General features: G+C 68.2%; 10 protein-coding genes, 1 pseudogene and 1 other annotated feature. Of the genes and pseudogenes, 6 read left to right on the top strand and 5 right to left on the bottom strand.

Annotated features, from left to right (window positions below; all coding sequences use genetic code 11):
• The first annotated feature begins 105 nt into the window (after nucleotides 1-105).
• Nucleotides 106-1,104, top strand: a complete 999-nt coding sequence (locus ACFQW6_RS03700) for an IS481 family transposase (protein WP_378541411.1) — start codon at nucleotides 106-108, stop codon at nucleotides 1,102-1,104.
• Here the strand turns inward: ACFQW6_RS03700 and ACFQW6_RS03705 are convergent.
• Nucleotides 1,101-1,391, bottom strand: a complete 291-nt coding sequence (locus ACFQW6_RS03705) for a hypothetical protein (protein ID WP_378541413.1) — start codon at nucleotides 1,389-1,391, stop codon at nucleotides 1,101-1,103. The two genes, ACFQW6_RS03700 and ACFQW6_RS03705, sit on opposite strands and share 4 nt — an antisense overlap.
• A gap of 680 nt (nucleotides 1,392-2,071) precedes the next feature.
• Between ACFQW6_RS03705 and ACFQW6_RS03710 the strand changes: the two genes are divergently transcribed.
• Nucleotides 2,072-3,682 carry a DUF4157 domain-containing protein gene (locus tag ACFQW6_RS03710; RefSeq protein WP_378541415.1) on the top strand — a complete coding sequence of 537 codons (1,611 nt, stop codon included), beginning with the start codon at nucleotides 2,072-2,074 and terminating at the stop codon, nucleotides 3,680-3,682.
• A 751-nt stretch (nucleotides 3,683-4,433) separates the two neighbouring features.
• Here the strand turns inward: ACFQW6_RS03710 and ACFQW6_RS03715 are convergent.
• From ACFQW6_RS03715 to ACFQW6_RS03730, 4 genes and pseudogenes are all read right to left on the bottom strand, one after another.
• Nucleotides 4,434-4,988, bottom strand: a complete 555-nt coding sequence (locus tag ACFQW6_RS03715) for a hypothetical protein (RefSeq protein WP_378541417.1) — start codon at nucleotides 4,986-4,988, stop codon at nucleotides 4,434-4,436.
• Nucleotides 4,989-5,014: 26 nt separating this feature from the next.
• Nucleotides 5,015-5,470, bottom strand: a complete 456-nt coding sequence (locus ACFQW6_RS03720; protein ID WP_378541419.1) for a hypothetical protein — start codon at nucleotides 5,468-5,470, stop codon at nucleotides 5,015-5,017.
• Nucleotides 5,471-5,573: 103 nt separating this feature from the next.
• A pseudogene (locus ACFQW6_RS03725) lies at nucleotides 5,574-6,867 on the bottom strand (IS3 family transposase).
• Nucleotides 6,444-6,593, bottom strand: a sequence feature (AL1L pseudoknot). (Overlaps the previous pseudogene by 150 nt.)
• 52 nt (nucleotides 6,868-6,919) lie before the next feature.
• Entirely contained in the window at nucleotides 6,920-7,324 is a 405-nt protein-coding gene (locus ACFQW6_RS03730) for a hypothetical protein (RefSeq protein ID WP_378541421.1), read from the bottom strand.
• Between the two features lie 298 nt (nucleotides 7,325-7,622).
• On the opposite strand from ACFQW6_RS03730, the gene ACFQW6_RS03735 reads away from it, so the two are divergent.
• From ACFQW6_RS03735 to ACFQW6_RS03750, 4 genes are read left to right on the top strand one after another with little or no spacing between them, the layout of a single operon-like run.
• The gene (locus ACFQW6_RS03735) at nucleotides 7,623-8,999 is read left to right on the top strand and encodes a tyrosinase family protein (protein ID WP_378541423.1); all 1,377 of its coding nucleotides are present in this window, start codon (nucleotides 7,623-7,625) and stop codon (nucleotides 8,997-8,999) included.
• A complete protein-coding gene (locus ACFQW6_RS03740) occupies nucleotides 8,996-9,775 on the top strand; it encodes a DUF2182 domain-containing protein (protein ID WP_378541425.1) in 780 nt (259 codons plus the stop codon). Before ACFQW6_RS03735 ends, ACFQW6_RS03740 begins: the two co-directional genes overlap by 4 nt.
• Entirely contained in the window at nucleotides 9,768-11,462 is a 1,695-nt protein-coding gene (locus ACFQW6_RS03745) for a hypothetical protein (RefSeq protein WP_378541427.1), read from the top strand. Before ACFQW6_RS03740 ends, ACFQW6_RS03745 begins: the two co-directional genes overlap by 8 nt.
• Nucleotides 11,459-12,637 carry a hypothetical protein gene (locus ACFQW6_RS03750; RefSeq protein ID WP_378541429.1) on the top strand — a complete coding sequence of 393 codons (1,179 nt, stop codon included), beginning with the start codon at nucleotides 11,459-11,461 and terminating at the stop codon, nucleotides 12,635-12,637. Before ACFQW6_RS03745 ends, ACFQW6_RS03750 begins: the two co-directional genes overlap by 4 nt.
• Nucleotides 12,638-12,643: the final 6 nt, after the last annotated feature.

Consider the following 12,643-nt stretch of genomic DNA (forward strand, 5'->3'; position numbering starts at 1 on the left):
CAGGCAGGTTGTCCCGCCTCGCGGCGGTGAGTCGGTCTGACAGGTGAAGGCCTCCGGTTGTGGAGTGGAGCTGTCTAGTTCACCGCTCCCAACCTGGAGGCCTTCGTGTCCCACGCTAACGCTGCCCTGACTCCACGCACCCGTTTGCGGCTCGATCAGCTGGTCGTCAACGACAATTGGACTTACACCTCGGCGGCCAAGATGTTCATGGTCTCGCCCCGCACCGCGAAGAAGTGGGCCGACAGGTACCGCCAGGAAGGCCCGGCCGGGATGGCTGATCGCAGCTCGCGGCCACACACGAGCCCGGCCAGGACCCGCCCCGAGGTGGTGCGGCAGATTGTGCGGCTGCGGTGGCGCCACCGGCTCGGCCCGGTCCAGATCGGGGGCCGGGTCGGCCTGCAGGCGTCGACGGTCCATGCAGTGCTGGTCCGCTGCCGGGTCAACCGGCTCTCCCACATCGACCGGGTCACCGGTGAACCGCTACGACGCTATGAGCACCCCCACGCCGGGTCGCTGATCCACGTCGACGTCACCAAGTTCGGCAACATCCCCGACGGCGGCGGACACAAGTTCCTCACCCGTCAGCAGAGCAAGCTCAACGCCCAAGCCACCGCCCAGCGCACCGGTGAACGGGGCAAGCGCTACCGGCCCCTGATCGGGACCGCGTACGTCCACACCGTCCTCGACGACCACTCCCGCGTCGCGTACGCCGAGATCCACACCGACGAGAAGGCTGCCACCGCGATCGGGGTCCTTCAACGAGCCACCGCATGGTTCGCCGACCACGGCGTCACCATCGAACGAGTGCTGTCCGACAACGGCTCGGCCTACCGCTCATACGCCTGGCGAGACGCCTGCACCGAGCTCGGCATCACTCCGAAACGCACCCGGCCCTACCGGCCACAAACTAACGGCAAGATCGAGCGCTTCCACCGAACGTTGGGCGATGGCTGGGCCTACGCCCAGTTCTACAACTCCACCGAGCAGCGCAACGCCGCGCTCCCCGGATGGCTGCACTTCTACAATCACCACCGCGTCCACTCAGCAATCGGAGCCAAGACGCCCATCAGCCGGCTGACCAACGTCCCCGGACATCACAGCTAATCCGGTCGAGGGCCGCGTCCGGTTCGGGCCAGGGTCGGCCCACCAGGCGTCATGGGCTCGAGTTTCTCCAGCCCCACGCGATGCGGGAAGTGGCCCAGTCGTTCGCGAGCCGCCTGCGCGACCCATTCCTCCATGATCGGCGCCACGTCGTCCCGGTCCTCGACGTGCCGGCATCTGAACGGGTCGGCCGTCAGGCGGTCCAGGTCGATCGCCGCGCCGACCTGGGTGGAGATCGGCCCCGGCCTGCCGTCGCGGAGGTTCTTCTTCGTGTCCTTGACCAGGGTCACGCGTTGGTCGTCTGTCGCGAGCCTTCCCGAACAGCCTCGACACCCCGCCGTCCTCGACCCAGGTCCTGCCGACGAGCAGCACGGGCCCTCGACCAGGTGGGACATCCGAGAATACTCACCGGCTGACCACTCTCGGATCCAGCGTGCTCCTTTCCGCGCCGGAGCCCTTTGCTTCGCCTTAGTATTGCCAGGTGGAGCTCCGTCGCGGTCGCCTCCGTCAGGCGCAGAGACCGCATCAGCATGACCACTCCTCCAGCGTGGTCAGCACGTCCCGGGCGGACAGCGCTGGGATCACCCAAAGCGGTCCGCGCTACCCGAACCTCGGGTCTGGCCGGTCTCCGGCGAGAGCTGCCCCCCGGAACTTGTTCTCCGTTCACGAGCCCGGCGCAACCGAGCAGACGAACCCCCGCGCGAGTGTGTCCTCGCGCGCCGCCGTCCGCCCGACTCCGGCTTCCGCCCTCCAGGGAGGGCTCGACGTCGGCCTCGAGAGCGATCCTGTGGAGCGCGCTGCGGATCGGGTTGCCGCGGCGGTCTCGGGAAGAGCTGGACCGCCGTCCTCGACGCCGAGCCTCACGAGCGGGCGGCTCGCTCAGGGTCGTACGCTGAGTGACGAGGTCGCTCGTGAGATCACCACAGCTCTCGATGAACCCGGCTCCGCGGTGGACGGGCGATTCGGTCGCGTGGCCACTCGAATCGGCCAGGACTTCTCGGGCGTTCGCGTGCACACCGGTCCGGCCGCGCAGAGATCCGCCCGCGACCTCGGGGCCGCTGCGTACACGGTCAACGAGCACATCGTGTTCGCCTCAGGAGGGTTTGCGCCAGGAACCGTCGTCGGGGACCGGCTTCTGGCGCACGAGCTGGCACACGTCGTACAGGACCGGAGGAACCAGACGCCGCGAGGTCGCGCGACGGTCCACAGGGCGCCGCGCCGTGGGAAGCAAGAAAAGCCGCTGGACCTGGACGATCCGGCGACGCGTGGGCGCGTCTTCGAGCAGGGAGAGGCCGAGGACTGGGGGCAGGCACTGGAGAAGCGCGGTTACACCGTGTACATCAACAAACGGGGGGACTTCGCGAAGAGCAAGTTCTTGAGGAACGCCTTCCGTCACAAGAACCAGGGGCCGGACCTCGTCGCCGTCAACGAGAAGCAGAAGCACATCCTGGTGGGCGATATCACGGCCGGAGCCTGGAGCACGGCCGAACTCAAACCGGGCGACGTGCGCAAGTTGCCGAACGACCTCGACATGCCGGAGAACAAGCCGCACCTGGACAAGACCGTGTCGGACGCGCGGCAACTGGCTCGCAACCTCCCCGATGCCTACAACGAGTTCACGGTCACCGCCCGGGATCGGTACCGGGAGGATCCCGGCCAGCAGTTCTCGCAGGAGGTCACCGTGAGATCCCCCGTGCGCGCGAAGGCACCCCCACCTGCGGCGAGAGCTCCAGCCAAGGCGGCACCTGCGGCAGGAGCTCCAACCAAGGCGGGACCGGCCGCGGGAGCTCCAACCAAGGCGGGACCGGCCGCAGGAGTTTCAGCCAGCGCGGTGGCCGCGCCGCCGGCCGCGACAGCCGCTTCACGGCCGGCACGACGGCAAGGGCCGGCGGCGCTGTCCTCGCCGAAGGTCGCGTCGACGACTTCCAGGGGGGGTCGGCCTGGCAAAGCGCCGGGTCTTCGCGGATCTGGCCTCGCTCGCGGCGTCCGAGGCCGCGGGCTAGCCGTGCTGATCGGCATCGCCGGCAGCATGCTGGCCTCGAAGGCGCAGGCTGCAACCGACAGCGTGCGCCGTGACCGCGAGCTCGGCGACATCGAACGCCAGGTCGCCGCGAAGCTGGCGGCCCTGAGCGAGAGCGTGGCGACGCTGCAGGCGTTGGCGCCGTCCAAGACGGTGTTCGTGAACTACACGGTCCGCACAACCACCTTCGAGATGTTCATCGCCACCCCCGACGGCGCGTTCGAGGAGGACATCGACATGGGTACCACCCTTGATGACGACGTCGCGGTGAGCCACGCGGACGTCTCAAGGACTCGCACCGAGCGTGACGGGTCTGCGGCCCGAGGGGGCACGGAGAGCGTTGAGATCACGACGTTCTCAGAGCCGCTGGAGCCGATGCCGGTCGAGCTACTCATCGAGTTCGCCAAACTCAAGGGTCTGGATCTCAACCCGCTGCGTCAGTACGTGGCCGCCCAGGCTCTCGTGGAGGAGGGCACGGCTGCGAGCGCCTCGGTGACGTCCCTGTCACAGAAGGCGCGCGACCGGTGGGTGCGGGCCCTTCGACAGATCGACGCGCCCTGAGTGCAGCCACCCTCGTGCCGCCCTGCGCGGGCCCCACGCCCCGGCCACCCTGCATCGTCGAAGTCAGCTACCAGGATCTGTTGTCCCGGCGCCCCGCCCCGTCCGCCGTGCTTCCGCCCGAGTCCGCCCGGAAGGCGAATGGCAATCGAGGTCAGGCTCTCTCCGCGTCCCGTCCGCGTGGCGGACCGACCGCTGCAACCGCTTGTCGCGACATGATGTCGGTTCCGGGCATGCTTCCCGCCGGCACGACTTCTGCGGTGGCGCGCCCGGCGTGGTGGGGAGCCTGACGGACGAGACCTCCTTCAATGCCGTGACAGTGAAATCGAGAGCGAAGCAATCATGCAGCAAGGTTTCCTTTGCATTCTTGCAAGGGAGGGACGCATTGCTCGGGCTCGAGGCGATCGTTGTTCCGCTCACAGTGGGGCTTAGAAAGAAGGGCTCAACCGCGCCTGGCCCGACGTCCAGCCCGGACGAGGGTCGAGGTGCGGACCCAGGACCCAGCGAGACCCTTTGCTCCGTCATTCGCCTGAAGGCGCTGCTCGACCCCACGTCGCGCCCAGGACTCGGGTTAGCTCGTGTGCAGCAATGAGCCTCAACGGAGACTGGGGAGTCGAATCAGACGCCGTTGCGGGCCACCCGCGGGTGCCCGGATGGCTAGTCCACCGCTTTCGGCCCGATGGGCACATCGGGCTCGGCCGTCAGCGAAGGGCGAGAGATTGCGCATCCGCCGGGCCAACGACCTGGGTTGGCGTTAGTACGGCATGCCCGGGTCGCCGTAAGGCAGGCCGGGGACGCCGCCGGTCAGGTCCGGGTCGCTCCCGGTCAACGAGGCAAGCCGAGAGACCGTGACGCCGACCTCCGTGAGCCTGGTGACCTGGCGGATCACGTCACGGACTCCGTACCAGTCGGACGGGCGTCCCTCGAAGTTCACGTGGTCGAGCAGGTCGGCGAGCTGGCGGATCTCGCGCGCCGCGATTCCGAACAGATCCCGGTTCCGCATGGAGGTGCTGTACCCGTAGCGCTGGAGTTGCTCTTGAAGGCCGGGCAATTCGCGATCTGCCTCGGGCGGCATTGTCGTCAGGACTGGTGAGTCGTTGCCGCGGGCGAATAGCTCGTCGTAGGGGGACGCGACGGTTCGGAGATAATCACCGGCATTCGCGGCCATGCTCCGCGCCGCCCGCCCGTCACCGGCTTCGACTAGCGCAAGTGCTTGATACACCGACGCCAACCCAATGAGCAGGTCATGAGCCGCGCCCCTCGTTTCTCCCTCGGTCTCATGGCCTGTGGTGTTGAAGACTCCTGGCATTTCCCTACCCCTTTGCTGTCCTGCGATTAAGGTCCTAGCCGGCGTTCGATGTCGGCTACGAAGGTGGGATCAAAGCTGCTCTTGCTCTTGTCCCACTGCGCGCGGGAACCCTCGCTCTCGAACATCACTAGGAAGTCCTTGGCGAACGGCTCCCATGTGTCTGCGTCGAGCACTTGGTACTGACGCAGTTGGAAGACGGCTGAGTAGAAATTGATCACCGAGGCGATCGCGGCCTTACCAGCAGGCGGCTGCCTTCCGAATACCGCCTTGGCCCGGGCAGGCGACTCGAGGAGGGCGGCCGCCATCGCGCGAGCGTCTTGTTGGACTTGGTACACGGCCGTAGCGCGATTGAGCCGGCGTTGATCACGAAGCTGCAGCGCAGCGACGGCGATGGCCGTGGCCGTCGCCAGGAGGCCGATTGCGGTGGCGATCCCGGCGAAGCCAGCGATCACGTCCTTATAGTCGGTGAACCACTCCTTCATGGCCGATCCTCCAAAGTGATCTCGAGACGTCTCTCAAGACTCCACCTTCGGCCCCAGCAACACCAGACACTTGTGAATCGCCCCGGGTTTCGTGGAGGCTCGGTTAGTTGGATCCGACCTCGGTGAGGACCGGGTTCCCACGGTAGTGCTCGGCGGCTTGGGCCGCCCAATGGTTGGCCTCGAACTCGGCCGGTGGGACGAGTCCCATCTCGCCGTGCAGTCGCCTGTGGTTGAACCAGTCGACGTACTCGGCGACGGCGATCTCGACGTCGCTCACGGACTTCCAGCCGCCCTTGGGGCGCATGACCGGGTTGCGGATGCACTCGGCCTTGAAGAGCGAGTTCAGCGCCTCGGCCATCGCGTTGTCGTAGCTGTCACCCTTCGATCCGACGGACGCGACGGCCTCTGCCTCGGCGAGCCGCTCGGTGTAGCGAATGGCTCGATACTGGACTCCGCGGTCGCTGTGATGGGTCAGGCCGGTGACGTCCTGGCCGGCGCGCTGGCGGGCCCACAGACCCATGTCCAGGGCATCCAGGGCCAGGTCGGTGCGCAGCGAGGTCGACACCTGCCAGCCCACGACCATCCGGGAGAAGACGTCGAGGACGAACGCGACGTAGGTCCACCCGGCGTGGGTGCGGACGTAGGTGAGGTCGGCCACCCAGAGCTGGTTCGGGGCGGTGGCGATGAACTTGCGATTGACCAGGTCCTCGGGCCGCTCGGTCTCCGCGCCGTCGCCGATGGTGGTCTTGCGGGTCTTCTCCCGCGGGATCCCACGCAGCCCCGCGGCCCTCATCAGCCGCTCAACGGTGCAGCGGGCCACCTTCACACCTTCGCGGTTGAGCTCGGCGTGGACCTTGCGGGCGCCGTAGACCCCGAGGTTGGCCCGGTGGGCGACCTTGATGTCGGCGACCAGCTCGGCATCACGCACGCTTCGTGCTGACGGCGCTCTGGTCTTGGCGGCGTAGTAGGTGCTCGGGGCGATCTGCACGCCAGCGTCCTTGAGGACCGCGCAGATCCGCTCGACCCCGAACCGGTCGCGGTGCTGATCGATGTAGTCGACGAGCACCGCGGTGGGCACCGCTACTTGATCTTGCGGTCGAGCTCCGCGGCCGCGAAAAAAGCAGCGCTGGTCTTCAAGATCTCGTTGGCCCGACGCAGCTCGCGGACCTCGCGCTCGAGCTCGGCCAGCCTGGTTGCGTCATCGGTCGTGGTGCACGGACACCGCCGTCGATCTCGGCCTGACGGACCCAGTTCCTCAGCGCCTCGGGGTGGACCCCGAGCTGGTCGGCGACCCGCTTGATCGCCCCACGCGCGGTCCCTGGGTCCTGCCGGGCGTCCAACGCCATCCGCGGGGCCCGCTGCTGGAGCTCAACGCTGTACTTCCTCGGTGCTGCCATGACTCTCATCATCCTTCCCAGGATTGAGAGCCTCCATCAGACCCGGGGCGATTCACAAGGCACGGTCGGTCTGGACGCGGACGATGCCGTCGGTCCTCGTGCCGGCAGGGTCCTTGGTCGCGAGCTGGAACTTGAGCTTCGCGTCAGCCGCAAGCCCCTTCCACGCGTCGGGCACCTTGACTGAGTCAGGGTTGGTGAACCGGAAGTCCTGATTCAAGGCCGCGATCTGGCTCTGGACCTGGGCCTTGCTGATGTTCTCCCTCGGCTTCTTGTAGACCACATCCACCACGGTGGGGATCGTGATCAACCTGCGGGCCACCCGTTCGGCCTCGCCCGAGGTGACGGCACGGGCCGTGAACACCTCAGCGCGTTGTTGATTGGTCCGAAATGACGGCTGCTCTTCCAGCAGGCGCTCGTACTCCTGCATCGCTGCGCATTGGCGACGTTTGAGGGCCATCTGCTTTCCTTCCCGTCCACGACGGTGGACCACTGCTGGCCCTCAGATTGAGGCTCCTCGTCGGTTCGTGGCCTGTCAAGGAAAGGAGACGCTCCGACGCTGTGCCTAGGGGCAGGTCCCCGCCTGAGCGCGTGGACGGGGTCGGGCCGTTTCGGACGAGTCAGGCCGGCGATCGCCACACGTGCACCTGCCACGTGTCGCGTAGCGCGTGGGTCCGGGCAGAGGAATGTGACCAATTTTGGCCATGCAGGCAGTCACCCGACCCGAGGAGCATCAGGAGCATCCCTCGGGAGGGGTCATGACTCGGACACGGCACAACATCGCAAGCCTGACACTCGGCGACGTCGCCGCCGCGGAGACACAGGACTGGCATCCGGTCCTGGACACCTACGCCCACGGCGTCGAGCTCATGCGTGAGCTGCCCGTCACCGACCCGGGCTCCTGGCTGTGGGCGGCCAACACTCACGGGATCCCGCCCGGAACGCCGGCTCGGCCCGCGTGGGGACAGTGTGCGCACGCCTCGCTGTTCTTCCTGCCCTGGCACCGCGCCTACCTGGCATGGTTCGAGGGCACGATCCGCGCCCTCACCGGCGACGACGCCTGGGGCCTGCCCTATTGGGACTACTCCGACGCGGACAACCCCCACGCTGCTTTCCTGCCGGCGGAGTTCCGGGCGCCGACCCGGACCGTCGACGGCGCGGTGGTCGACAACCCGCTCTTCGACCCGGCTCGCAACGACGGACCGATCCCGGCCGACGACATCGACCTCGTACCCGCCCTCAGGGAGTCCCGTTACGTGGGCGGGGTCCCGGACGTCGGGTTCGGAGGCACGGACCGCGATCGCCGCTTCGGGGACGTGGAGAGCACGCCCCACAACTGGGTGCACGTCGACATCGCGGGTCTGATGGAGAGCCCGTCCACGGCCGGCCAGGACCCGATCTTCTGGCTGCACCATGCCAACATCGACCGGCTGTGGGAGGTGTGGCTCGCGCTGCCGGGATCGCTTCGGCTCACGGACCCCGGAGGTGCTTCGGCGTTCCTCGTTTCTCAGTGGCAGTCGGCGATCTTCTGGTTCGGCTCCGAGCAGTCGCCGTCGACGTACACGATGGACGACGTCGAGGACCTGACCAGCGCGAAGATGGATTACGAGTACGAGTCGATCGCGTTGCCGGAGGTCGTGGCGCAGGCAGTTGCTGCCGCCCGCCGCGCGGCGCCGGTCGGAGGAGGCCCCATGCCGTTGGACGAGGCCGAGGCCCGGTGGGAACCGGTGGCCGCCACCTTCGACCTGGACTCCGAAGAGGAACGTGAGATCTCCTTCCAGGCCGGCCCGCTGGGGCTGGACGACGCACCGCCATCGCGGCTGGTGCTGGAGCTCGCCGGCGTTCGCGCCGAGCGGCCGCACGCGGCGTACGTCGTGGAGGTGCGCTCCGCACCCGACCAGCCGTCCCACCGGGCCGGCAGGTTCGCGACCTTCGGGTTGGCCGGGACGGCGCCCGAGGAGGAGCGCAACTACCTCGTCGACGCCTCGGCGATCCTGTCTGACCTGCTCGCAGAGGGCTGGACCGGTGGCCAGCTGTCGGTGAAGGTCGTGCCCGAGGAGGGACGGCCCGACTCCGACGACTCCGAGCGGGCCATCCATGTCCAGCAGCTCACGGTCTACGCCCAGACGCCATGAGCCTGCTCCAGGTCGCGCCGCTGGCTGATCGCCTCTCGGAGGCGGTTCGTACCAAGGCCGCCCGGCTCATCCTGGGTGGTGCGGCGACGGCCTGGCTCGCTCTGAGCATCCCTTGGCCAGGACGTGGAGCTGACGTCCAGACGCACGCCCACCACGCGCACGCCGTAGCGCCGGTCGCCGACGTCGTCGACCCGTGGAGCGTGACCTGGATGACGTCCTGGCTGCTGATGGTGATTGCCATGATGTGGCCGCTGGCCGTTCCCACCGTCGGCGCGGTGTCGCGCTCGAGCTTCCGCGGCTGGCGTGCTCGACTGGCGGTTGTCTGCCTCGCGACAGTGACCGCCCTGTGGCTCGCCGTGGGCCTCGCCGGCGCCCTGCTTGCGGGTTCGCTCCGCGTGACAACTGGCAGTGTCTGGTGGCAGCTCGCGTTCGTCGGCCTCGCCCTGGCGGCGTTCCGATCGGCGCGCCGCACACGCGTTCTGGAGGCCTGCTTGCGGCTGCCACCACTGGCGCCGGGCGGTCGTCGCGGTCTGGTCACTGCTGCCAACGCGGGACTGCTGACCTGGCGACGATGCGTGGTCCTCTGTGGACCGGTGATGCTCGCGATGACCGTAGGACACAGCGTGGTCCTGATGGTGTGCGCTTCGCTCGCCGCCTGGTGGGAGTCCTGGCACCCCAGGGCATGGCGCGACCGCGTGCCCGTGATGCTCGTCGCCGCCGGGGGGCTGTGGCTGCTGGGCTCCGCCCTGTTCGCGCAAGGAGTCAGCCATGGCTGACGTCGTCGCCGAGGTCGACCTCCTCGTCCAGGATGGATCGCTCGCCCTGGCCCAGACCGCCATGCCGGGCGGAGCCGCAGTCAAGGAGAAGAAGGAGCTGCGGCTGTCCGGCGACGTCAACGACCGCTTCCTGGACGGGCCGGCCTGCCGCCGGATCGCCATCGTCGACTTCGACCCCGCCACCGGCCTGCCCTCTCCTCCTCCGGCCACGTTCACCCCGTTCAAATCAAACCCGCGCTCCGGGACGTACGTCGCGGACGGCGACGAGACTTCGGCGGCGACCATCGCGATCAACGCCTTCGGCACCGTCTTCCAGACCGTGCGCATGTTCGAGGGACCGGACGCTCTGGGCCGGCAGGTCGATTGGGCGTTCGGCAGCGAGCAGCTCCTGGTCGTACCCCGGGCGGGGGAGTGGGCCAATGCCTTCTATGAGCGGGCGACTCGCAGTCTGCAGTTCTTCTCATTCGCCGGCGAGTCGGGTGCGCGGGTTCACACCGCTCTGAGTCGCGACATCGTTGCCCACGAGTGCGGGCACGCGTTGCTTGACGCGGTGGCGCCGTCGCTCTACGACAGCTCGACGCCGCAGTCAGTGGCGATCCACGAAGCCGTCGCGGACCTGGTCGCGGTGATCATGGCCCTCGACAGCAGGCGCCTGCGCGAGGCGGTCCTGGCGCGGAGCGACAACTCGCTCGCGGGACAGAACGCGTTCACCGCGATCGCCGAGGAGTTCGGCATGGCTCGGCCGGAAGCGGACGGCGTGGCGCGGCACGCACTGCGGGAGCTGGAAAACGACGAGACGCTCGAGACCCTGTCCGGCGCGAGACCCCACATCCTCAGCACCCTGCTGTCGGCCATCTTCTACAACACACTGAGCGTCATCTTCGCCAAGCTGTTCGAGGACGCGCAGCGGCCCGACGCCGACGGAGTCACACCAGCGCCGGCGGCGGCCGCCAACAGGGCGCTCGGCACCGCCCAGATCGTGTTCCGCAGGTTCCTGCTCCGCGGGATCGACTACCTGCCGCCCGGTGAGCTCAGCTTCGCAGACGTCGGTCGCGCCACCCTGGCTGCCGACCGGGCCGCCCGCCCGGCGGCCAGCAAGGTGCGCGAGAGCTTCGCCCACCAGTTCGTCGAGCGACTGGTGGTCACGACAGCGGAGCAGCTCGACAGCCCCCAACCCCAGAGTCTCGCGGTGCCCGCGGACCAGGTGGCGTCTCTCCACGCCAGCGACTGGGTGGCATACCAGTACGCCACCCGACACCGCTCGACGCTCGGGGTCCCGGACGGCGTGTCGTTCACCGTGCTGCCCCGCGTCGACAGCACGAAGGTGATCGGCGCCAAGGGTGCCGACGGTGTGGCGCCGGTCCAGCGGGAGCTGATCATGAAGGTGGCCTGGAACGACGCCGAGGACGCAGCGGGCAATGCCGGCCGGACCCGCGTGGTCCCGACCGGGGCGACGGTCGTGCTGAAGTGGGGGACCGGCGAGTGCCTGGCTTTGGTGCGCAGCGACGTGAGCGAAGTCGAGCACCGGCGGGACCGGGACCGGCTCCTCAAGCAGCTCGAGGAGGACGGAGTGCTCGAGACCGGCGACGACGCTGACGTCGGGGCGAGTGTCGGGCTCCGCGGCAACGGCGACTCGGGCCTGCGCGCCAGCCACCGGCTGCTGCATCTGACGGGGTGGGACGAATGAGCGACCTCGTCGTGCGCGCCTACAACGTGGGGTTCGGTGACGCCATCCTGGTCTCGGTGCCCGAGCGCACGAACGGCGGCGACGAAGAGACCCGGCACCTGTTGTTCGACGTCGGCAACCTCCTGGCGGGGGACGGCAACGACGACAAGGTGTTCACGGGCGTCGTCCAGGACATCGTCGATCGCACGGGCGGCACTGTTGACCTCTACGTCATGACGCACGAGCACCTCGACCATGTGCAGGGCCTGCTGGCCGCCAAGCGGGCCGGCGTCGAGCTCGCGGCCCGGCGCACCTGGCTCACCGGCTCGGCGCACCCCGACTACTACACGAGTCATCCCAACGCGAAGGTGAAGAAGCGCTCACTCGAGCTCGCGCTGGAGGACGCACACCGGATCGCGCAGGCAGCCCCTGATCCGTGGCTGGAGATGATGATCCGCAACAACTCCACGATGCTGCCACCAGGCGCGCTGGGCCTGAAGACCAGTGACTACGTCGACCACCTGCGCGGCATCGCCCCGAGGGACCAGACCCATTACGTCGACCGCACCACCGATCTCGCCGGGAAGCACCCGTTCAGCGAGGCCACCGTGCGCGTCCTGGCCCCCGAGGAGGACACGTCGTCGTACTACGGGCGCGGTGGGCCGACGTTGACCGCGGCGGGGACCGCGGCCGGGGCAGATGTCGCCGAATCGGCGTCACTTCTGGGGCTCTCCGTCCCGCCAGTGGGCGTGGATCCCGGCGCATTCTTCGACCTCCTGGCGGCGCGACGCCGCAACACTCGCCGCCAGATCATGGAGATCGACAAGGCCAACAACAACACCAGTGTTGTCCTGGAGCTCGAGTGGCGCGGCTGGCGGCTGCTGTTCGCCGGCGACGCCGAGCTGAAGTCGTGGAAGACGATGCACGCCAACGGACTCAAGCCTGTGCACTTCGTCAAGATCTCCCACCACGGCAGTCACAACGGGACGTACGGCGACCTCTTCGAGGAGCTGATGCCGCAGCAGAGCTCCGACGGGCGTGAACGGCATGCCCTCGTGTCCACCCACGACGGCGACTGGGACAGCGTGCCGGACGTCGACGGGACTCTGACGCTTTACCAGCAACCGCGCTGCACCCTTCACGACACCCGCACCGTTGCTGCGGGCGCGTCCCTCCAGATCAGGTTTCCCGGTTGACCCGAT

The sequence above is a fragment of the Nocardioides sp. GCM10028917 genome, from assembly GCF_042666175.1.
In the GTDB taxonomy this organism is placed as follows: domain Bacteria; phylum Actinomycetota; class Actinomycetes; order Propionibacteriales; family Nocardioidaceae; genus Nocardioides.